Here is a 21,223-nt window from a genome sequence, read left to right on the forward strand (position 1 = left end):
CATTGGGGGCTTGACCATGCGACGGTGGCGGACCGCACTCGCGGCAATGGCGCTCGCGGGCGGCGCGTTGGCGGCGACGGCGGGAACGGCGGGGGCGGTGGTCCCGGCCGCGGCCGGAGCCCGGGCCGGGACCGCCGGGGCCGGGGCCACGGCCTGCGAGACCGGCTGGGGCAGCGGCGAGAAGACGGCCCGGCCGGCCGGCCACACACCGCTGACGAACGTCAGGACCGGCCGGCACGCGTGCTTCGACCGCATCGTGTTCGATGTGCGGGGCGCCACGGCGGCCGGTCCCATCGGGTACCGCGTGGGCTACGTGAACGCCCTGCACCAGGACGGTTCGGGCGAGGAGATCCCGGTCGGCGGCGGGGCGATCCTGGAGATCCGCGTGGCCGCGCCGAGCTATGACCCGGGGTCCGGTGCGGAGTCGTATCCGGGGCGGGCGCGCAAGCCGCTGCCGGGGGTGGACCTCACCGGCTACCAGACCTTCCGGGACACCCGCTTCGGCGCCAGCTTCGAGGGCGATACGCAGGTCGGCCTCGGGGTGCGGGCACGGCTGCCGTTCCGGGTCCTCCAGACGGACGGGCATGTCGTGGTGGACGTGGCGCACTCCTGGACCGCGCTGCGCTGAGCCGCCCAGAACCGCGACGGGGCCTGTCCCGCGACCTGGACGGTCGGTGCGGGACAGGCCCCATGACATGCCGTGAGCCCGTAGGGCTACCTGCTGAAGCCGTAGTTCAGCAGCTTCTTCGCGTCCGCGGTGCGGTTGTCCACCGAGGAGGAGGCGAGGACGGTGCCGATGACCGTCTTGCCGTTCCGGGTGGCGGCGAAGACCAGGCAGTACTTGGCCTCCGGGCCCGAACCGGTCTTGACGCCGATGGTGCCCGAGTAGCTGCCCAGCAGGTTGTTGGTGTTGGTCCACGACATGTAGCGGTAACCGCCGTTCTTCGTGGTCACCTTCTGCTTCGTCGACTTCGTCTTCACGACCGTGCGGAAGGTGGAGTACTTCATCGCGCTGCTGGCGAGCTTGGTCAGATCGCGCGGTGTCGAGTAGTTCGCGCCGTGCCCGATGCCGTCGAACGAGTCGAAGTGGGTGTTCGTCAGCCCGAGCGACTTGGCGGTGCTGTTCATCTTGCCGATGAACGACTTCACCCGAGCGGCCCGGGTGGAGCCGGTGCCGAACTTGTCCGCCAGCGCGTACGCCGCGTCACAGCCGGACGGGAGCATCAGCCCGTACAGCAGCTGGCGGACGGTGACCTTGTCGCCGACGATCAGCTTGGCGGAGGAGGCCCAGTTGTTGTCGACGATGTAGTCGCTGTACGCCTTCTGGACCGTGACCTTGGCGTCCAGGTTGAGGTTCGGCTGCGCGAGCACCACCCGAGCGGTCATGATCTTGGTGGTGGAGCCGGTGGAACGGCGGGTGTCCGCGGCCTTGGTGAACAGGCTCTTGCCCGTGCCGTTGTTCATCACGAACCCGCCCTTGGCGACGATCGCGGGAGTAGCGGTCGTCGCGGCCTGCGCGGAGGCGGTGAACGCCCCCGCCGTCAGCACGGCTCCAGCGGTGACCGTGACCGCGGATACGCGACAAAGACCCTTCATGCCGGTTTTCAACGTCAATATCTCCAAATGCCCCTGGCCTGCGACCACATAACAGGGCCGCTCCCTGATGAGACGCACGAGAGGGCCCGATGGATGTGCCTTCTGTGAAGACTTCCAGGAAATTCCCTTGGGCGCACGGACGGCGACGACGCGGTGCCGGACGCCTCCGTCGGGGCCGTCACTCCCCGCGCCCGGCCCCGCCCCGGCGCACGCTCACCGCAGCTGGGCGTCCACCGCGGCCGGGTCGAAGAGGGCGTCGGCCACCATATGGGCGGCGCCCGTGACGCCCGCGCGGGTGGCCAGCGGGGAGAGGACGACCCGCAGATCCCGGGTGGCCAGGGGCAGCGAACGGCGGTAGGTGACCTCCCTGATGCCGGCGATCAGGTGTTCCTGGGCATGGGCGAGGCCGCCGCCCACCACCAGGATCGAGGGGTTGAGCAGGCTGACCGCGTCGGCGACGCCCTGGCCGAGCAGGCGCCCGGCGTGGCGCAGCAGCCGTACGGCGTCGCCGTTGCCGGAGCGGACCAGGTTCACCACGTCGTCGGTGGTGGCCACCTCGTGCCCGGCGGCGGTGAGGTCGCGCACCAGCGCCCAGCCGCCGGTCAGCGCCTCCAGACAGCCGGAGTTGCCGCAGCGGCACAGGGGCGCGTCCGGGGAGGTCTCGTCGAGCCCGGGGGCGGGGATGTGGCCGATGTCACCGGCCGCGCCCTGGGAGCCGTGGTGGAGCCGGCCGCCGAGGACGAGACCGGAGCCGATTCCGGTGCCCGCCTTGACGAAGAGCAGGTGCGGGACGTCGGGCCAGTTGACCCGGTGCTCGCCGAGCGCCATGAGGTTGGTGTCCTTGTCGGCCAGCACCAGGCAGTCGTAGGTGTCGCGGAAGAAGTCCGGCACCGTGTAGCCGTCCCAGCCGGTCATGATGGGCGGGCTGACCACCCGGCCGGTGCCCGCCTCGACCGGGCCCGGCACCCCGACGCCGATCCCGCGCACCCGGCCGGCGGACTCGCCCGCCTCCTTCAGCAGCCGCTGGAAGTCGGCGGCCACCTGGCCGAGCACCACCTCCGGGCCCTCGGCCACGCCGAGGTCGCGGCGGTGCGAGGCGCGGACGTCACAGGCCATGTCGGCGAGCGCGGTGTGCACATGGCTGCCGCCGATGTCGGCGACCAGCAGCACCCCCGAGTCGGGGCGCAGCCGGAAGGAGCCGGCGGGGCGGCCGCCGGTGGAGTCGGCCGCGCCGGAGACCTCCAGATAGCCCGCCTCGCTCAGCGCCTCCAGCCGGGTGGCCATGGTGGACCGGGAGAGGCCGGTGGCCGCCATCAGCTGGGCCCGGGTGGTCGCCCGGCCGCCGCGGATGAGCGCCAGTACCGCCCCCGGGCCCGTGGGATGCGCCTGTGCTGGCTGACCTGCCGAGACCGCCTCCGTCACTGGCCCCTGTCCTCCGCTGCTCACGCTCTGTTCGGTACCGCGTACACCGTACCTCCCTTTACGACCGATCCCAAGAAAACTTATGTATTGCCTCCGCGCAAAAGATGCGTAACATCGAGCACGCAATGACGCAGAGCGCGCCCGAAGGGCAGGCAGCAGAAGGGATCGTCATGAACGACCTCGGAGTGCACGCACTCGTGTGGACCGGCGACTGGACGCCCGAAGGCGCCCGGACCGCCGCCGCGCGCAGCCGCGCGGCCGGGTACGACCTGGTCGAGATCTCCCTCCACGACCCCGGGATCGTCGATGTGAAGGCCACCCGCGAGGTGCTCGCCGAGTACGGCCTCGGCGTCGCCTGCTCCCGCGGCCTCGCCTTCGACTCCGACGTCTCCTCCGACGACCCCGAGACCGCCGCCCGCGGCGAGGCGCTGCTGCGCCAGGCCCTGCACATCACCCACGACCTGGGCGGCGACTACTTCGGCGGGGTGCTCTACAGCGCGCTCGGCAAGTACGGCCACCCGCCGACCCCCAAGGGCCGTGAGCACGCCGTCCAGGCCGTGCGCAGGCTGGCCGCCGAGGCCGACGGGCTCGGGGTGACCCTCGGCCTGGAGGTCGTCAACCGCTACGAGTCCAACCTGGTCAACACCGCCCAGCAGGGCCTGGAGCTGATCGACGAGATCGGCGCGGCCAATGTGGTGGTCCACCTGGACACGTACCACATGAACATCGAGGAGCAGGACTTCTCCCGCCCGGTCCGGGCCTGCGGCGACCGCCTCGGATACGTCCACATCGGCGAGTCCAACCGCGGCTACCTCGGCTCCGGCACCGTGGACTTCCCCGCCTTCTTCCACGCCCTCGCGGACATCGGCTACCAGGGACCGATCACCTTCGAGTCCTTCTCCTCCGCCGTCGTCGCCCCCGGCCTCTCCCACGACCTCGCCGTCTGGCGCGATCTGTGGTCCGACGGCGCCGACCTCGCCGCGCACGCCCGCTCGTACATCGCCGACCAGCTCAAGGCCGCCCACGCGACGGTCTGAGCACCCACCCGGCCCGGCCGCCCCACACCGGCCGACCGCTCGTCCCCCCTGAGCACTCCATCCCGTAAACTCCCCGAAACCGCCGAAAGCGCCCGCTATGACTCCCCAGCAACTCCTTGAGCGCGCTCAGCGCCTGGCCGACGCAGACGGCCGCCGCCTGCTCGGTATCGCCGGACCGCCCGGGGCCGGCAAGACCACCCTGGCCGAGTACCTGGTCGACGCCCTCGGCGCCGACCGGGCCGTCCTGGTGCCGATGGACGGCTTCCACCTCGCCGACGTCGAACTGCGGCGGCTCGGTCTGACCGGCCGCAAGGGCGCACCGGAGACCTTCGACCCGTACGGCTACACCGCGCTGCTGCGGCGGCTGCGGGCGCCGCGGCCCGGGGAGACGGTGTACGCGCCGGGATTCGACCGCGAGCTCGAGCAGCCGGTCGCGGGCACCATCCCGGTACCGCCGGAGATCCCGCTGGTGATCACCGAGGGGAACTACCTGCTGCTCGACGAGGCGCCCTGGCTCCCGGTCCGCGAGCTGCTGGACGAGAGCTGGTGGGTCGACCTGGACACCGAGGAGCGGGTGCGCCGGCTCATCGACCGCCATGAGCGGTTCGGCAAGCCGCGGGACGAGGCCGAGCGCTTCGTCCTCACCTCCGACGAGGCCAACGCCCGTCTGGTCGCCCCCGGGCGGACGGCCGCCGACTTCGTGGTGAGGGGCGGCTGATGACCGGCACCCTGAACCTGGGAGCCGTCGACTGGTTCCTGCTCGCCGTCTACTTCGGCGCGATCATCGCCATCGGCATCACCACCAAGCGGGCCGTCCACACCACCGGTGACTTCTTCCTGGCCGGGCGCTCGATGCCCGCCTGGATCACCGGCCTGGCCTTCATATCCGCCAACCTCGGCGCCCTGGAGATCATCGGCGGCGCGGCCAACGGCGCCCAGTACGGCGCCGCCGCGGTGCACTTCTACTGGCTCGGGGCCATCCCCGCGATGGTCTTCCTCGGCGTCGTGATGATGCCGTTCTACTACTCGACGCGGGTGCACAGCGTCTCGGAGTATCTGCGCCGCCGCTTCAACAACCAGACGCACCTGCTCAACAGCGTCGTCTTCGCGGTCGCCCAGATGCTCCTGGCGGGCGTCAACCTCTTCGCGCTCGCCCTGATCGTCAAGCTGCTGATCGGCTGGCCGCTGTGGCTGTCCATCCTGCTGTCGGCGGTCTTCGTCCTCGCGTACATCACCCTGGGCGGGCTCGCGGGAGCGATCTACGGCGAGGTGCTGCAGTTCTTCGTCATCCTCGCCGGGCTGATCCCGATCGTCGTCATCGGACTGCACTACGTGGGCGGCTTCAGCGGTCTCAGGGAGGCCGTGCAGGACCCCAGCCTGCTGCACACCTGGCAGGGGACCGCACCGGGCCACTGGACCAATCCGCTCGGCGACTGGATCGGCCTGGCGATGGGCGAGGGCTTCGTCCTCGCCTTCGGCTACTGGACCACCAACTTCGCCGAGGTCCAGCGGTCCCTGGCCGCCAAGGACCTCAACGCGGCCCGCCGCACCCCGCTGATCGCCGCCTTCCCCAAGATGGCGCTCCCGCTGTTCACCGTGGTCCCCGGCATGATCGCGCTGGTCATCATCCCCAAGCTGGGGCAGCCCGGCGGGCCCACGTACAACGACGTCATCCCGGAGATGATGCAGCGCTTCCTGCCGAACGGCGTGCTCGGCATCGCGCTCACCGGCCTGCTCGCCGCCTTCATGGCGGGCATGGCGGCCAACATATCCGGCTTCAACACGGTCTTCACCTACGACATCTGGAAGCCGTACGTGGTCAGGGGGCGCGACGACCGCTACTACCTCAAGGCCGGGCGCTACGCCACGGTCGCGGGCATCGCGGTGAGCGTCGCCGCCGCGTTCGTCGCCTCCGAGTACAACAACATCCAGAACTACATCCAGCTGCTGTTCTCGTTCTTCAACTCGCCGCTGTTCGCGACCTTCCTGCTGGCGATGTTCTGGAAGCGGGTCACCCCGTGGGCGGGCTTCTGGGGCATGCTGTCCGGCACCGTCGCGGCGGCCACCGCCCACCTCTCCGCCTACCACATCGGCTGGTTCTACCCCGGCGGCCAGGTCGGCCCGCACGACACCATCAACGCCCAGATGGCCAACTTCTACGGGGCGCTCTTCGCCTTCGTCGTGGACGTGCTCGTCACCGTCGCGGTCACCTTCGTCACCAAGCCCAAGCCGGTCGCCGAACTGGCCGGCCTGGTCTGGGGCCTGCCCGACCCCGACTCGCCGGACGCCCACGAGGCGACCGTGCGGCAGCCCTGGTGGAAGTCCCCGGTGGTGCTGGGATGCATCATCCTGGCACTGACGGCGGGCCTGAGCGTCTGGCTGGTGGTGGCCGTATGAAGAAGGAGAGCCCCATGACCCCGGGAAAGACCTTTGACGTGCGATGGCTGATCGCCGGGCTGCTCGGCCTCTACGGCGCGGTGCTGACCGTCCTCGGCCTCACCGACAGCGCCGCCGAGGTGGCCAAGGCGGACGGCATCCGCATCAACCTGTGGATCGGCCTCGGCCTGCTGGCCGTCGCCACCGCCTTCGCGGCCTGGGCCAAGCTGGCCCCGCAGGGGCGCGACGGGAGCTGAACCGGCGTTTTGCGCGGCGGCCCCTGCCCGGTCGGGCAGGGGCCGCCGTACGTCAGCGGCGCATGGTCCGCGCGCCGGTCCCGGTGCCGGTATAGCCGGCCGAGCGGGGTGGGCGGCCGGAGGGCTGCCGCCACCGCGTCATGGTCGGCGCGGTCCGCCACCGGGTGACCCGACCGATCCCCCGGCCGGCGACGGCCGCGGTCACGCCCGCAATGCCTCGATCGCGGTGTCGATCGCGGCCAGGGCCGCGGTCCTGTCGAGATCTGCCCTCGACACGAGCGAGAGGCCCTGGACGAGGTAGAGCAGGAGCTGGGCCTGGGCCTCCGGGCGGGCGTCGTCGGTGACCTCTCCGGCGGCCTGGGCGCGGCGGAGTGCGTCGGTGACGATGTCGGTGAACCGGCGATAGGAGCGGGTGACGATCTCCGTGGCTTCGCTGTCGTGGGGGACGAGTTCGGCGGTCGTGTTGCCGACCAGGCAGCCGTGCGGCACGCCCACGTCGGAGATCAGCTCGTCCAGGCGTACCGGATGGGTCAGGATCTCGCGAAGCGCCGGCAGGAGCGGGCTGGTGTCGAGTGCGGCGGTCAGGTGCCGCTCGTACACGTCCCAGTAGAGCCGGACGGCGTCGAGGTAGAAGCGGCGCTTGTCGCCGAAGGTCCCGTAGAGGCTGCCGCGTTCGACGGCCAGCGCGTCGACCAGGTCCTGGATCGATGTCGCCCCGTATCCCCGGGACCAGAACAGCTCCAGTGCGCGCGCCAGCGTCTGGTCCTTGTCGAATCCACGGGGGCGTCCGGTTCGTGCCACCTGCCCGACGCTACAACTTCTTGACAGGTCGTTCAAGAAGTCATAGCTTCCATCACATCACTTTTTGAACGGCCGCACAGAAGTCGGCGGCCATGTGTCGGGCACGAAGGGCGACGCCATGGAGTTCGCGGGAAAGACAGCACTCATCACCGGATCCGGCGCGATCGGGGGACTCGGGCACGCGACGGCCAGGGTCCTGGCCTCGCAGGGAGCCGACCTGATCATCACCGGCACCGATCCGGAGCGCGGCGCCCAGGTCGTGGAGGACCTCCGCGCGGCCGGTGGCGAGTCCACCGGGACGGCGCGTTTCGTCGCGGCCGATGTGGCCGACCCGGCGGCCGTGCGCCGGCTGGCCGACGACGCCGGAGCCGTGGACATATTGATCAACAATGCGAGCCTCATGACGCTCGCCCCGACCACCGAGCAGGACATCGCGACGTACGACGCCGCCTTCGCGGTCAATGTGCGTGCGCCGTTCCTGCTCACCGCGCTGCTCGCGACGAAAATGGCCGCGGGCGGCGGCGGCAGCATCGTCAACGTCAGCTCTACCGCGGCCGGCCTCGGCATGCCGGGAATGGCTGTTTACGGCGCCACCAAGGCGGCGATCGAATCGTTGACCCGCACCTGGGCGGCAGAGTTCGCCGCGTCGAACGTGCGCGTCAACGCTGTCGCTCCGGGCCCGATGCGCACTTCGAAGGTGGTCGCGGCGATGGGCCCGGACATGGGCGGCATGGGCCTGACCACCGCGCTCAAGCGCACCTCCGACCCGGCCGAAGTGGCCCAGGTGATCGCTTTTCTCGCCAGCGACCGAGCCAGTTATATGACCGGGGCGATCGTGGCCGCTGACGGTGGCCGGACCGCGATCTGAGGCCGCCGGCCGAATACTGCCCCGTACCAACGGGGACAGCCGTCATTCGTCACACCACGCGCCGCGGCGCCACATAAGGAGAAAGAGTCCATGGGTCGTCTTGACGGAAAGCACGCACTGATCACAGGAGGGACGAGCGGCATCGGCCTGGAGACGGCCCGTCAGTTCCTCGCCGAGGGAGCGTCTGTCGCGATCACCGGCCGCTCGCGGGAAAGACTGGACGAGGCCGCCCGGCAGCTGGCGGGTCCGCTGCTGACCATCGTCAGCGACGCCGGTGACGTACCCGGCCAGGCGGCGCTCGCATCGCGGCTGCGGGCGGAATGGCCCAAGCTCGACATTCTGATGAGCAACGCCGCCGACATCACCCATCTCCCGATCGAGGAATGGACCGAGGAGGCATTCGACAGGCTCCTCGCGACCAATCTGAAATCGCCGTTCTTCTTGATCAGAGATCTGCTGCCGCTCTTCTCGCGGCAATCCTCGGTCATTCTCGTCGGTTCGGTTTCCGCCTTCATCGGACACGAGAACGCGACGGTCTACGGTGCGGCCAAGGCGGGCCTGCTGTCCTATACCCGCGGGCTGACCTATGAGCTGAAGGACCGGGGTATCCGTGTCAACGGTCTGAGCCCGGGTCCGACGTTCACCAATGCGTTCAAGCCGCTTGGTCCCGAGCGCCAGGCCGCCGTCTACGAGGAACTTCGGCGGACCGTGCCGCTCCATCGCATAGGGACCGCCACCGAAATGGCGAAGGCAGCCGTCTATCTCGCCTCGGACGAGTCCGCCTACACCGCCGGCACCGTGCTGCGCGTCGATGGCGGCATCGGGGAGCTTGCCTACTAGCCAGGGCCTGCCGTGCGACGCGGCCGGGCCGGATGCGCCTGGTGCGCGTCCGGCCCGTTCCGTCCCTCTCAGGGGGAGGTGCTACTCCCCCCGGTTCAGCCGCTGCGCGACCTCCGTCGCCCAGTACGTGAGGATCATCCCCGCGCCCGCGCGCCGCACCGAGGTCAGCGCCTCCATGATCGCGCGGTCGCGGTCGATCCAGCCGTTGGCCGCGGCCGCCTCGATCATCGCGTACTCGCCGGAGACCTGGTACGCCGCCACCGGCACGTCCACGGCGTCGGCGATCCGGCGCAGGATGTCCAGGTACGGCAGGCCCGGCTTGACCATGACCATGTCCGCGCCCTCGGCCAGGTCCAGCCGCAGCTCGCGCAGGGACTCCCGGACGTTGGCCGGGTCCTGCTGGTACGTCTTGCGGTCGCCCTTGAGGGACGAGCCCACCGCCTCGCGGAACGGGCCGTAGAAGGCGGAGGCGTACTTCACGGTGTAGGCGAGGATCGACACGTCCTGGTGCCCGGCGGCGTCCAGCGCCTCGCGGATCACCCGGACCTGGCCGTCCATCATCCCGCTGGGGCCCACCGTGTGGACGCCCGCGTCGGCCTGGACGCGGGCCATCTCGGCGTACCGCTCCAGCGTGGCGTCGTTGTCCACCCGGCCCTCGGTGTCCAGCACCCCGCAGTGGCCGTGGTCGGTGTACTCGTCCAGGCACAGGTCGGACATGATCACCAGGTCGTCGCCGACCTCGTACCGCACGTCCCGGATGGCCACCTGGAGAATGCCGTCCGGGTCGGTGCCCGCCGTGCCGGTGGCGTCCTTCTTGGACTCCTCCGGAACGCCGTAGATCATGATCCCGCCGACGCCCGCCTCGACCGCTTCGGCCGCCGCCTTCCGCAGGCTGTGCCGGGTGTGCTGCACGACGCCCGGCATGGCCTCCAGCGGCGCCGGCTTGGTGATGTCCTCCCGCAGGAAGACCGGCAGGATCAGCTCCGCCGGATGCAGCCGGGTCTCCGCGACCATCCGCCGCATCGCGGGCGTGGTGCGCAGCCGGCGCGGCCGTGCACCGGGGAAGTCGCCGTACGTGCTGGTCAAGAGCGTGCCCTCCTACGTGATCCCGGCCGTCGCTCGCTCGGGCGGGTGACCGGCTCGCCGGCCTCGATCGCGGCCTGCCGCCGCGCCGCCCCGAAGTCCGCGAGCGCCTCGGCGAGCTTGAGCACCGAGGGCTCGGGCGACAGCACATCCACCCGCAGTCCGTGCTCCTCCGCGGTCTTCGCGGTGGCCGGGCCGATACAGGCGATGACAGTGACGTTGTGCGGCTTGCCCGCGATGCCGACGAGGTTCCGCACGGTGGACGACGAGGTGAACAGCACCGCGTCGAACCCGCCCCCCTTGATGGCCTCACGGGTCTCGGCCGGCGGCGGCGAGGCGCGCACGGTGCGGTAGGCGGTCACGTCGTCCACCTCCCAGCCCAGCTCGATCAGCCCGGCGACCAGGGTCTCGGTGGCGATGTCGGCACGCGGCAGGAACACGCGGTCGATCGGGTCGAAGACCGGGTCGTACGGCGGCCAGTCCTCCAGCAGCCCGGCCGCGGACTGCTCACCGCTGGGCACCAGATCCGGCTTCACCCCGAAGTCGATCAGGGACTTGGCGGTCTGCTCGCCCACCGCCGCGACCTTGATCCCGGCGAACGCGCGGGCATCGAGCCCGTACTCCTCGAACTTCTCCCGCACCGCCTTGACCGCGTTGACCGAGGTGAAGGCGATCCACTCGTAGCGCCCGGTGACCAGCCCCTTGACCGCGCGCTCCATCTGCTGCGGGGTGCGCGGCGGCTCCACGGCGATGGTCGGCACCTCGCTGGGCACCGCGCCGTAACTGCGCAGCTGGTCCGAGAGCGAGGCGGCCTGCTCCTTGGTGCGCGGCACCAGGACCTTCCAGCCGAACAGCGGCTTGGACTCGAACCATGACAGCTGATCGCGCCGGCCGGCCTCGCTCTGCTCGCCGACCACGGCTATCACGGGCTGCGCGCCCTGCGGCGACGGCAGCACCTTCGCCGACTTCAGCACCTGGGCGATGGTCCCCAGCGTCGCGGTCCAGGTCCGCTGGCGGGTGGTGGTGCCGCCGACGGTGACGGTCAGCGGGGTGTCCGGCTTGCGGCCCGCGGCCACCAGCTCACCCGCGGCGGCGGCCACCGTCTCCAGGGTCGCGGAGACCACGGCGGTCGCGCCGGACGAGCCGACCTCGCTCCAGCAGCGCTCGTCGGCGGTCAGGGCGTCCACGAAACGCACGTCCGCGCTCTTGGCGTCCCGCAGCGGCACCCCCGCGTAGGCGGGCACGCCCACCGCGGCGGCCACACCCGGCACCACCTCGAAGACGATGCCCTCGGCGGCGCAGGCGAGCATCTCGTCGGCGGCGTAACCGTCGAGTCCGGGGTCGCCCGCGACCGCGCGGACGACCCGCTTGCCGCCGCGTGCGGCCGTCATGACAAGATTGGCGGTGTCCCGGAGTACCGGGACGGTGGCGGCGCCTGACGACACATCAGTGTCCGCCTGCCGCGGTGTGCCCTGAGCGTCCGCGGCCACGCCCGGCCTGACGTGCTCGCGCACCACGTCGAGCACGTGCGGGTCGGCGATCAGCACATCCGCGGCGGCCAGCGCCTCCACGGCTCGCAAGGTCAGCAGGCCCGGATCTCCTGGGCCCGCACCGAGGAAGGTGACGTGTCCGCAGCCGGGGTGGTTCGGGGCGTTGGGGTTCAAAGTGCTCGCTCCCCCATAAGACCGGCCGCACCCTTGGCAAGCATCTCGGAGGCGAGTTCGCGACCGAGTTCCGCGGCCTCACTGGGTGATGCGGGTACGGGACCGGTGGTGGACAGCTGCACCAGCGTCGTGCCGTCGATGGTGCCGACGACGCCGCGCAGGCGCATTTCGGTGACAACCTGACCGTCGGCCAACAGGTCGGCCAACGCACCCACGGGTGCGCTGCAGCCGGCCTCCAGGGCGGCGAGCAGGGATCGCTCGGCGGTCACGGCGACCCGGGTGTACGGGTCGTCGATCGCGGCGAGCCGGGCAGCGAGCGCCGCATTGGACGCGGCGCACTCCACCGCCAGGGCCCCCTGGCCGGGGGCGGGCAAAACATGGTCGACATCGAGCAGCTCGGTCGCCTCGCCGATCCGCCCGAGGCGGGTCAGCCCGGCGGCGGCGAGCACCACGGCGTCCAGCCGTCCGGACCGGACGTAGCCGATACGGGTGTCGACGTTGCCGCGTATCGGCACGGTGTCGATGTCGAGGCCGCAGGCGCGGGCCCAGGCGCGCAGCTGGGACGCGCGGCGCGGGGAGCCGGTGCCTATCCGGGCCCCCGGCGGAAGCCCGGCGAAGGTGAGCCCGTCCCGGGCGACCAGCGCGTCGCGCGGGTCCTCGCGGCGCGGGATCGCTGCGAGCCGCAGCCCCTCCGGCTCCGCGGTGGGAAGGTCCTTCAGCGAGTGCACGGCCAGATCGATCTGACCGCTCAGCAGCGCCTCGCGCAGCGCCGAGACGAAGACGCCGGTGCCGCCGATCCGCGCGAGGTGCTCCCGCGAGGTGTCGCCGTACGTGGTGATCTCGACCAGTTCGACGGGGCGCCCGGTGGCCTCCCGCACCAGGTCCGCCACCAGGCCGGACTGGGCCATGGCCAGCGCGCTGCGGCGGGTGCCCAGACGCAGCGGCGGGGTGCCGCCGGAGGCGGCGGGTGAGGGGGTGGCGTTCATGCCCGGCCTCCCTTCGGGTCGTTCGGTTCGGCGGTGCGGGCCGAGCCGTCGGCACGGCTGACGGCGGCGACCGCCTGCGGGTCCAGGTCGAAGAGCTCGCGGAGCGCGTCCGCGTAACCGGCGCCTCCCGGAGTGCTCGCGAGTTCCTTGACCCGCACGGTGGGCGCGTGCAGCAGTTTGTCGACGACCCGGCGCACGGTCTGCGTGATCTCGGACCGCTGTTTGTCGTCCAGACCGGGAAGGCGCCCTTCGAGCCGGGCGATCTCGCTGGTGACGACGTCCGCCGCCATGGTACGCAGCGCGACCACCGTCGGCGTGATGTGCGCGGCCCGCTGGGCCGCCCCGAAGGCGGCCACCTCGGCGGAGACGATGGCCCGCACCTTGTCCACATCGGCGGCCATCGCCCCGGCGGAGGTGCCCGCCGCGCCGGACGGCTCGGCGGCGGCCTCGGCGAGGGACTCGATGTCGACCAGGCGCAGCCCCTCGATCCGGTGCGCCGCCGCGTCTATGTCGCGCGGCATCGCCAGGTCCAGCAGCGAGACCTCCGGCCCCGGGGCGGACTCGGCCCCGGGCGGGCAGGCCGCGCGCTGGGCGAGGGCGGTGCGCAGTTCCTCAGCGGTCAGGACCAGGCCGGTCGCGCCCGTACAGGACACGACGATGTCGGCGTGCGGCAGCTCGGCGGCCACCCGGTCGCGCGGCACGGCGCGGGCCACCAGGCCCTCGTGCAACGTTTCCGCACCGGCCACGGTGATCGCGGCCGGGGTGGCCGCGTGCTGCTGGGCCAGGGACTCGGCCAGGCGCAGCGCCCGCTCCAACGTCCTGTTGGCGATCACCAGTTCTGCCACACCGGCGCGGGCGAGTGTCGCCGCGGCCAGCGAGGACATCGAACCGGCGCCGATCACCAGGGCGCGCTTGCCCCGGGCCCACTCCGCCACCGGCGCGTCCTGGGCCAGCTGTTCCAGGCCGAAGGTGACCAGCGACTGGCCCGCCCGGTCGATACCGGTCTCGCTGTGGGCCCGCTTGCCGACCCGCAGCGCCTGCTGGAAGAGATCGTTCAGCAGCCGCCCGGCGGTGTGCAGCTCCTGCCCCAGCGCGAGCGCGTCCTTGATCTGGCCGAGGATCTGGCCCTCGCCGACGACCATCGAGTCCAGCCCGCAGGCCACCGAGAAGAGGTGGTGGACGGCCCGGTCCTCGTAGTGCACATAGAGATACGGGGTGAGCTCGTCCAGTCCGACGCCGGTGTGCTGGGCGAGCAGCGTGGACAGCTCGGCGACCCCGGCGTGGAACTTGTCCACGTCGGCGTAGAGCTCGATGCGGTTGCAGGTGGCCAGCACCGCGGCCTCGGTGGCGGGCTCGGCGGCGAGGGTGTCCTGCACCAGCTTCACCTGCTCGTCCCCCACCAGGGCGGCGCGCTCCAGCACGCTCACGGGCGCGCTGCGGTGGCTCAGTCCGACGACGAGGAGACTCATGCCGGCATCACGGCGGGCACATCCCCGTCAGGTCCTTGCCGGCCGCTGTCGGCGCCGGGGGCGCCGGAGGGCGCGCGATGGGGCGCCACGGGAGGCGGTGGAACGGCCCCCGCGGCCTCCTCCGGAGCGGCGATCTCCTCGCCCGCCTTGCGCTGCTCGTGGAAGGCGAGGATCTGCAGCTCGATCGAGAGGTCGACCTTGCGCACGTCCACCCCGTCCGGAACGGACAGCACGGTCGGCGCGAAGTTGAGGATCGAGGTGATCCCGGCGGCGACGAGCCGGTCGCAGACCTGCTGGGCCGCGCCCGCCGGGGTGGCGATGACGCCGATCGAGACGCCGTTGTCCGTGATGATCTTCTCGAGCTCGTCGGTGTGCTGCACCGGGATGCCCGCGACCGGCTTGCCGGCCATGGCGGGGTCGGCATCGATCAGCGCGGCGACCCTGAAGCCACGGGAGGCGAAACCGCCGTAGTTGGCGAGCGCGGCGCCGAGGTTACCGATACCGACGATCACGACCGGCCAGTCCTGGGTGAGCCCGAGCTCCCGCGAGATCTGGTAGACGAGGTACTCCACGTCGTAGCCGACCCCGCGGGTGCCGTACGAACCCAGATAGGAGAAGTCCTTGCGCAGCTTGGCCGAATTGACGCCGGCCGCGGTTGCCAGCTCCTCGGAGGACACCGTGGGGACCGAGCGCTCGGAGAGCGCGGTCAGAGCACGCAGATACAGCGGTAGCCGGGCGACGGTGGCCTCGGGGATCCCTCGGCTGCGGGTCGCCGGTCGGTGAGTTCGGCCAGTTGCCACGGTGCTCCTGCGGGTAGAGCGAGGCTGCGGGCGGCCGGGTGTCACATGACCGCCCCATCGACAGCAGGCTATGTCTTTGTGAACGCGTGCACAAAGATGGTGTCCGCTTTGTCCGAGCAAAGTGACCGGTGTCACGCGTCTTTTCGGGCCGGACGCGGAACCAGGAACCGCCTCACACCGTTCCCGGAAGGCGCATGCGCACCGCTGGGCCGCCCACGGGAGCACAGGCCCTCACTCCTCACCTTTTTACCCCCGGACAGCAACAAAACGCCCACGATCGTAATCGACCGGGACCCCGATCCCGAACTCCTCGAACCCCGGTTCCGGACCACCCAGGCACCCGTTCCGGACCCATGGCGGACCCACGGGCCCCCGTTCCGGACCCATGGGCCGACCCCATGGGCACCCGTTCCGGACTCCACGGCACCGGCCGGGCCACCCCGGCGGGCACAATGGCGGACATGAGCCCGTTGCTGCGCCGCACCCCGCGCAAGAAGCCCACCGAGCGCACGGTCACGCTGATCGGCAAGCCCGACTGCCACCTCTGCGAGGACGCCGAGGCCGTGATCAAGCAGGTCTGCGACGAGTTGGGCACCCCCTGGGAGAAGAAGGACATCACCCAGGACGAGGAGCTGTACCGCGCCTACTGGGAGCAGATCCCGGTGGTGCTCGTCGACGGCGAACAGCACGACTTCTGGCGCGTGGACCCCAAGCGGCTGCGCACCGCGCTCGGCGGCTGATCCCGCAACGCGGCGCAGTGCCCCGGCCGGCGGCTGGCCCCGCCCCCAGCGCAGTGCCCCGGCCGGCGGCTGATCCCGCACCCGGCGCGGCCTTCCTTTCGCACAACCTGAATCGGCCCGACACCCGGGCGTAACGGGATGCGCCCGGAGCGCTGGCTATGCTCCTTTCATGGCCGCACTGGGATGGTTCACCCGACGCCGACGACCCGCCACCGAGCGGAGCGTCCTCGCCGGAGAGGCATCGGCCGAGGCCGCGCGCAAGACATCGGCCGAGGCCCCCGCACCGCAGCCCCCGGCCGAACCGGAGTTCCCCGTCGTCGGGGACGAGCGGGCCGCCGCCTTCTTCGACCTGGACAACACGGTCATGCAGGGCGCCGCGCTCTTCCACTTCGGCCGCGGCCTCTACAAGCGGCACTTCTTCCGCAAGCGCGAGCTCGCCCGCTTCGCCTGGCAGCAGGCGTGGTTCCGGATGGCCGGTGTCGAGGACCCGGCCCATATGGAGGACGTGCGCAGCAGCGCCCTGTCCATCGTCAAGGGCCACCGGGTCGCCGAGCTGATGTCGATCGGCGAGGAGATCTACGACGAGTACATGGCCGACCGCATCTGGCCCGGCACCCGCGCCCTCGCCCAGGCCCACCTGGACGCCGGGCAGCGGGTCTGGCTGGTGACCGCCGCGCCGGTCGAGACCGCGACGATCATCGCCCGGCGGCTCGGCCTGACCGGAGCGCTGGGGACGGTGGCCGAGTCCGTGGGAGGCGTATACACCGGCCGGCTGGTCGGCGAGCCGCTGCACGGCCCGGCCAAGGCGGAGGCCGTACGGGCGCTGGCGACGGCCGAGGGCCTGGACCTCTCCCGCTGCGCGGCCTACAGCGACTCCGCGAACGACATCCCGATGCTCTCGATCGTGGGCCATCCCTACGCGGTGAACCCGGACACCCGGCTCCGCAAGCACGCCCGTGAGCACGGCTGGCGGCTGCGCGACTACCGCACCGGCCGCAAGGCGGCCAAGATCGGCATCCCGGCGGCGGCCGGGGTGGGCGCGGTGGCGGGCGGTACGGCGGCCGCCGTGGCCCTGCACCGCCGACGCCGCTGACGGCCGGACCGCGGCGGCCACCACCGCCCCGGCCGCCGGGCCGCGTGCCTCACCCTGCTGACCTCGCGCCGCGCCGTGCCCACCGGGAGCCTGCCCAGCCTGCCCAGCCCGAGCCCTGCCGACGGGCCCGCCGCGGGCGGCGCTGACCGCCTGCGCACGACCATGACCGAGGACGGTCAAGGCTGACCGCCGATCGCGCTACGTGACGGCGTACCCGCCGATACCCAGCGTCACCAACCGAACGCGACCGCCCTGTTTCAGTCATTCCGCACTTCCTACCCCACAGCGCCCTCGCCAGTCCCCTTACCGCCGCTTTGTCACAACACGCCACACAATCGCACAACCCACGAACGATTCCGGTCAATCTCCGGCTCACGTTCGATACTTGATGTGTCATCAACCCATAACAGAGCGAACGGAAACGATGATTTGAGCAACTGGGTGTAGTGCTGCCTGTACGAAGCGTTATTCTCCTTAGACGCAAACCGGTACCCACGCGTCCCTACGGCGGGTGACGGTCCCGTACTGCACGTGATGGAAGCTCTGCCTCTGGGAGTCCCGTGTACCCACACGTCGGGGTTGACGCCTCGGGCCTGGCTACGCTGCGCGCAACGGTCCTCGACTGTCTGCGCGGCTTCGTCCCCACCGCGTATGCCGTCCCCGCCCTCGCCACCCCCCTGCCCGCCGGCCCAGCCGTCGGCACGGTCAACCACACCGGCCAGGCCGGCCCGTGCTACGCCCTGGCGGACGGCGGCGCCGCGGTCGGCAGACGCTCCCGCGGCTCCACCCCCACCGCCCGGCGCCCCGGCGCCGACAGCGACAGCCGCCGCATGATGGACCTCGTCGAGCGCGCCCAGTCCGGGGAGGCCGAGGCGTTCGGCAGGCTCTACGACCAGTACGCCGACACGGTCTACCGCTACATCTACTACCGCGTGGGCGGCCGGGCCACGGCCGAGGACCTCACCAGCGAGACATTCCTCAGAGCCCTGCGCCGCATCGGCACCTTCACCTGGCAGGGCCGGGACTTCGGCGCCTGGCTGGTGACCATCGCCCGCAACCTGGTGGCCGACCACTTCAAATCCAGCCGCTTCCGGCTGGAGGTCACCACCGGCGAGATGCTGGACGCCAACGAGGTCGAGCGCAGCCCCGAGGACTCCGTCCTCGAATCGCTGTCCAACGCCGCGCTGCTGCAGGCGGTGCGAAAACTCAACCCGCAGCAGCAGGAGTGCGTGACGCTCCGCTTCCTCCAGGGGCTCTCGGTGGCCGAGACCGCCCGGGTCATGGGGAAGAACGAGGGCGCCATCAAAACCCTCCAGTACCGGGCCGTGCGCACCCTGGCCCGCCTTCTCCCGGACGACGCCCGCTGACCGCCCGTAGCGCCCCGGGCACGCCCCGCCCGCCGGTGGGGAGGGCGTAACCCGGGTACTGCGCCGCTCGTTGTGGGGGATGCAGGCGCCTTCTGGTCGTACCCTGCCCGTAGTCCACTCACTCGATCGGGTGGACGCGCGCACGGCACGGAACCCTCGGGTGTCCTGGGGAGTCGACCGTCACGACGAGAGGAGGTGCCGCCTGTGATCGCGAACGTATCGGCACACCGGCGGGCGAACGCCTTCGCCAAGGCCCTTGAGGCCCTGGAGGCCCTGGAGAGCAACCACCAGGCCCCCCAGGACGAGACGCCGCACCAACAGCCAGGCTCCTCATCGGCGGAGAGCGCCGAGCGGAGACGGCTGCTGGCCCTGGCGAGCGGGCTGGGCGAGCTGCCGGCACCGACGTTGGACCCGGAGGTCCGCAGCACGCAGCGGGCGCAGCTGCTCGCCGCCATGGAGGCGGCGTTCGCCGAGGGCGCGACGCGCGTGCCCGAGCAGCGCCGCCGCACCGGCGGCGCCCACCGGGCCAAACCCCCGGTGGCGAGACTGCGCCCCCGTTCCCGCTGGTCCAAGGGGCTTGCGGCCGGGGGGCTCACGGTCGGCGTCGCGGCGGGCGCCTTCGGTGGCGTCGCCGCGGCCAGCTCGGACGCGCTGCCGGGCGACACGCTCTACGGGTTCAAGCGCGGCATGGAGGACCTCAAGCTGGAGATGGCGGACGGCGACGCCGACCGGGGCCGGATCTATCTGGACCAGGCTTCGACCCGGCTGAGCGAGGCGCGCCGTCTGATGGAGCGGGCCCGCACCGGCGATCTGGACCATGACTCGCTGCGGGAGATCCGCCGGACCCTGGCCGGTATGCGCCATGACGCCTCCGAGGGCCACCGGCTGCTGCACCAGGTCTACGAGCGGGACGGTTCGCTCGGCCCGATCCAGCGGCTCTCCTCCTTCTCCCAGGCCCACCGCGACGGCTGGAGCCGGCTGCGTGAGCGGCTCCCGGTCCAGCTCATGGACGTCGGCGACGAGGTCAGCTCGGTCTTCGACGCCATAGACCAAGAGGTCGGCCCGCTGCGGGCGCTGCTGCCCGCCCTGAAGAGGGAGCGGCAGGGCCAGGTGGGCCACGAGCAGACCGGCCACGCCTCCCAGCGCTCCGGGGCGGCGGAACCGGGCGGCGGCCCGGCATCCGCCTCGGCCGCTCCGAGCGGCAGCCACACCGGCGAGGCCGCCACCCACCCCCACCCCTCGGCCTCGGCGGGCCCCCAGGACCAGGTCGGCGGTCTGGTCGGCGGGGCCGGAGATCTGCTGGACCCGCCGGTCGGCGGCGCGAGCCCCAGCCCGTCCACGGGCAAGGGCGACCCGAGCGGCAAGCCGCCCCAGCCTGATATCACCATCCCCCCGCTGCTGCCGGACCTCCTGCCGGGCCTGGGCATCGACGGCGACGACACGAGGTGACCGTGGTCCGGGGTGGGTGCGGTGCGGTTCCGCATGCCACCCACCCCGGACCACCCGCCAGAAACCCCGCGGCGGCGACGCGGACCAGTCCCGGTGCCCCGGCCGACGAGGGCCACCCGGCTGGGCAACGGGCTCAGGAGAACCACCGCCACCGCACCAGCGGCCCTCGGAAGAACACCGACCGCCGCCGCACCAACGGCTCGGCCCCCGCCCCGGCCGTCCTCGCACCGCTCGGCACCGGCAGGCCCCCGGGCTCCGGCCGACCGTGCCGGACTCGCGTCCATCAGGCCGGGTGACGGCCCGCTCGGCACCGGCTCAGCGGGATGGCCTCAGAAGAACACCGACCGCCGCCGCACCAGCAGCTTGTAGAGCGTGTGCTGGATCGTTTCGCGTACCTGGTCGGTCAGGTTGAACATCAGCATCGGATCGTCCGCCGCCTCCGGCGGATATCCATCGGTGGGGATGGGCTCGCCGAACTGGATCGTCCACTTCGTCGGCAGCGGCAGCGCGCCCAGCGGACCGAGCAGCGGGAAGGTCGGCGTGATCGGGAAGTACGGCAGGCCGAGCAGCCGGGCCAGCGTCTTGGCGTTCCCCACCATCGGATAGATCTCCTCCGCGCCCACGATCGAGCACGGCACGATCGGCGCCCCCGCGCGCAGCGCCGTCGAGACGAAGCCGCCCCGCCCGAAGCGCTGGAGCTTGTACCGCTCCGAGAACGGCTTGCCGATCCCCTTGAAGCCCTCCGGCATCACCCCGACCACCTCGCCGCGCTCCAGCAGCAGCTGGGCGTCCTCGGAGCAGGCGAGGGTGTGACCGGCCTTGCGCGCCAGTTCGTTGACGACCGGCAGCACGAAGACCAGGTCGGCGGCGAGCAGCCGCAGATGGCGCTCGGCCGGGTGGTTGTCGTGCACCGCGACCTGGAGCATCAGCCCGTCCAGCGGCAGCACCCCGGAGTGGTTGGCGACGACGAGCGCACCGCCGCTGTCGGGGATGTTCTCGATCCCCTTCACCTCGACCCGGAAGTACTTCTCGTACACCGGGCGGAGCAGGGACATCAGGACCTGCTCGGTCAGGTCGTGGTCGTAGCCGAAGTCGTCGACCTCGTAGTCCCCGGTGATCCGGCGGCGCAGAAAGCTCAGCCCGTGGGCCAGCCTGCGCTCCCAGTCCCCGCCGCCCGGGGCCGGCTTGGGCGGGTCCGGCGGCAGGGGCGGCACGGCCGCGGCGGCCGTCTGGGGGCGCTGCTCGAGCGCCTCGTCGCGCTGCTGCGGTACGGGCTTGAGCGAGCCCTGGGGGCGTCCGCCGCGTCCCGGGCGCGGGCCCTTCCTCCGGGCCCGGGGCTCCTCCCCGAACGGAATGACCTTGGCATCCGCCATGG

Annotated in this window: 20 protein-coding genes; 11 read left to right on the top strand and 9 right to left on the bottom strand. The window is 71.7% G+C overall.

The window, feature by feature from the left end; translation table 11 throughout:
• Positions 1-16 precede the first annotated feature (16 nt).
• Positions 17-628, top strand: coding sequence for an AMIN-like domain-containing (lipo)protein (locus AXW62_RS06380; RefSeq protein ID WP_060943646.1), 612 nt, complete (start codon positions 17-19; stop codon positions 626-628).
• A gap of 86 nt (positions 629-714) precedes the next feature.
• Here the strand turns inward: AXW62_RS06380 and AXW62_RS06385 are convergent, their stop codons facing one another.
• Positions 715-1,608 carry a D-alanyl-D-alanine carboxypeptidase family protein gene (locus tag AXW62_RS06385; RefSeq protein WP_079115499.1) on the bottom strand — a complete coding sequence of 298 codons (894 nt, stop codon included), beginning with the start codon at positions 1,606-1,608 and terminating at the stop codon, positions 715-717.
• A gap of 201 nt (positions 1,609-1,809) precedes the next feature.
• A complete protein-coding gene (locus tag AXW62_RS06390) occupies positions 1,810-3,042 on the bottom strand; it encodes an ROK family protein (protein ID WP_107406233.1) in 1,233 nt (410 codons plus the stop codon).
• Between the two features lie 101 nt (positions 3,043-3,143).
• On the opposite strand from AXW62_RS06390, the gene AXW62_RS06395 reads away from it, so the two are divergent.
• The 4 genes from AXW62_RS06395 to AXW62_RS06410 all read left to right on the top strand — a co-directional run bounded on the left by AXW62_RS06395 (position 3,144) and on the right by AXW62_RS06410 (position 6,688).
• On the top strand, positions 3,144-4,055 hold the full coding sequence (locus AXW62_RS06395; RefSeq protein ID WP_244502724.1) for a sugar phosphate isomerase/epimerase family protein: 912 nt from the start codon (positions 3,144-3,146) through the stop codon (positions 4,053-4,055).
• 97 nt (positions 4,056-4,152) lie between these two features.
• Positions 4,153-4,773: a nucleoside/nucleotide kinase family protein gene (locus tag AXW62_RS06400; RefSeq protein ID WP_060943629.1), complete on the top strand. Its 621-nt coding sequence runs from the start codon at positions 4,153-4,155 to the stop codon at positions 4,771-4,773.
• Positions 4,773-6,452 (top strand): sodium:solute symporter family protein, encoded by a 1,680-nt coding sequence (locus AXW62_RS06405; protein WP_060943630.1) that lies wholly within the window; start codon positions 4,773-4,775, stop codon positions 6,450-6,452. The genes AXW62_RS06400 and AXW62_RS06405 overlap by 1 nt, the downstream gene beginning before the upstream one ends.
• A 14-nt stretch (positions 6,453-6,466) precedes the next feature.
• Complete coding sequence (locus AXW62_RS06410) at positions 6,467-6,688, top strand: hypothetical protein (protein ID WP_211282342.1); 222 nt, start codon at positions 6,467-6,469, stop codon at positions 6,686-6,688.
• Between the two features lie 201 nt (positions 6,689-6,889).
• Here the strand turns inward: AXW62_RS06410 and AXW62_RS06415 are convergent, their stop codons facing one another.
• Positions 6,890-7,489, bottom strand: a complete 600-nt coding sequence (locus AXW62_RS06415; RefSeq protein WP_060943632.1) for a TetR/AcrR family transcriptional regulator — start codon at positions 7,487-7,489, stop codon at positions 6,890-6,892.
• 118 nt (positions 7,490-7,607) lie between these two features.
• On the opposite strand from AXW62_RS06415, the gene AXW62_RS06420 reads away from it, so the two are divergent.
• Both AXW62_RS06420 and AXW62_RS06425 read left to right on the top strand, forming a co-directional pair.
• On the top strand, positions 7,608-8,357 hold the full coding sequence (locus tag AXW62_RS06420; RefSeq protein WP_060943633.1) for an SDR family NAD(P)-dependent oxidoreductase: 750 nt from the start codon (positions 7,608-7,610) through the stop codon (positions 8,355-8,357).
• Positions 8,358-8,447: 90 nt separating this feature from the next.
• Positions 8,448-9,197, top strand: coding sequence for an SDR family oxidoreductase (locus AXW62_RS06425; protein ID WP_060943634.1), 750 nt, complete (start codon positions 8,448-8,450; stop codon positions 9,195-9,197).
• An 81-nt stretch (positions 9,198-9,278) separates the two neighbouring features.
• Here AXW62_RS06425 and hemB read toward each other — a convergent pair whose 3' ends face one another.
• From hemB to AXW62_RS06450, 5 genes are read right to left on the bottom strand one after another with little or no spacing between them, the layout of a single operon-like run.
• Complete coding sequence (gene hemB, locus AXW62_RS06430) at positions 9,279-10,283, bottom strand: porphobilinogen synthase (protein WP_060943635.1); 1,005 nt, start codon at positions 10,281-10,283, stop codon at positions 9,279-9,281.
• Positions 10,280-11,944, bottom strand: a complete 1,665-nt coding sequence (locus AXW62_RS06435) for a bifunctional uroporphyrinogen-III C-methyltransferase/uroporphyrinogen-III synthase (protein WP_030834728.1) — start codon at positions 11,942-11,944, stop codon at positions 10,280-10,282. Before AXW62_RS06435 ends, hemB begins: the two co-directional genes overlap by 4 nt.
• The gene (gene hemC, locus AXW62_RS06440; protein ID WP_060943636.1) at positions 11,941-12,930 is read right to left on the bottom strand and encodes a hydroxymethylbilane synthase; all 990 of its coding nucleotides are present in this window, start codon (positions 12,928-12,930) and stop codon (positions 11,941-11,943) included. Before hemC ends, AXW62_RS06435 begins: the two co-directional genes overlap by 4 nt.
• Positions 12,927-14,399 carry a glutamyl-tRNA reductase gene (locus AXW62_RS06445; RefSeq protein WP_060943637.1) on the bottom strand — a complete coding sequence of 491 codons (1,473 nt, stop codon included), beginning with the start codon at positions 14,397-14,399 and terminating at the stop codon, positions 12,927-12,929. The genes hemC and AXW62_RS06445 overlap by 4 nt, the downstream gene beginning before the upstream one ends.
• Complete coding sequence (locus AXW62_RS06450; protein WP_060943638.1) at positions 14,396-15,199, bottom strand: redox-sensing transcriptional repressor Rex; 804 nt, start codon at positions 15,197-15,199, stop codon at positions 14,396-14,398. The genes AXW62_RS06445 and AXW62_RS06450 overlap by 4 nt, the downstream gene beginning before the upstream one ends.
• 461 nt (positions 15,200-15,660) lie before the next feature.
• Here AXW62_RS06450 and AXW62_RS06455 point away from each other — a divergent pair, with 461 nt between their 5' ends.
• The 4 genes from AXW62_RS06455 to AXW62_RS06470 all read left to right on the top strand — a co-directional run bounded on the left by AXW62_RS06455 (position 15,661) and on the right by AXW62_RS06470 (position 19,848).
• The gene (locus AXW62_RS06455; RefSeq protein WP_030834709.1) at positions 15,661-15,939 is read left to right on the top strand and encodes a glutaredoxin family protein; all 279 of its coding nucleotides are present in this window, start codon (positions 15,661-15,663) and stop codon (positions 15,937-15,939) included.
• A 169-nt stretch (positions 15,940-16,108) separates the two neighbouring features.
• Positions 16,109-17,032 carry an HAD family hydrolase gene (locus tag AXW62_RS06460; RefSeq protein ID WP_060943639.1) on the top strand — a complete coding sequence of 308 codons (924 nt, stop codon included), beginning with the start codon at positions 16,109-16,111 and terminating at the stop codon, positions 17,030-17,032.
• Positions 17,033-17,592: 560 nt separating this feature from the next.
• Positions 17,593-18,399 (top strand): ECF subfamily RNA polymerase sigma factor, BldN family, encoded by an 807-nt coding sequence (locus AXW62_RS06465; RefSeq protein WP_060943640.1) that lies wholly within the window; start codon positions 17,593-17,595, stop codon positions 18,397-18,399.
• Positions 18,400-18,603: 204 nt separating this feature from the next.
• Positions 18,604-19,848 (top strand): DUF5667 domain-containing protein, encoded by a 1,245-nt coding sequence (locus AXW62_RS06470; RefSeq protein WP_060943641.1) that lies wholly within the window; start codon positions 18,604-18,606, stop codon positions 19,846-19,848.
• A 329-nt stretch (positions 19,849-20,177) separates the two neighbouring features.
• Here AXW62_RS06470 and AXW62_RS06475 read toward each other — a convergent pair whose 3' ends face one another.
• A complete protein-coding gene (locus AXW62_RS06475) occupies positions 20,178-21,221 on the bottom strand; it encodes a lysophospholipid acyltransferase family protein (protein WP_060943642.1) in 1,044 nt (347 codons plus the stop codon).
• Positions 21,222-21,223 lie beyond the last annotated feature (2 nt).

Source organism: Streptomyces hygroscopicus subsp. hygroscopicus (assembly GCF_001553455.1).
Taxonomy (GTDB): Bacteria; Actinomycetota; Actinomycetes; order Streptomycetales; family Streptomycetaceae; genus Streptomyces; species Streptomyces hygroscopicus.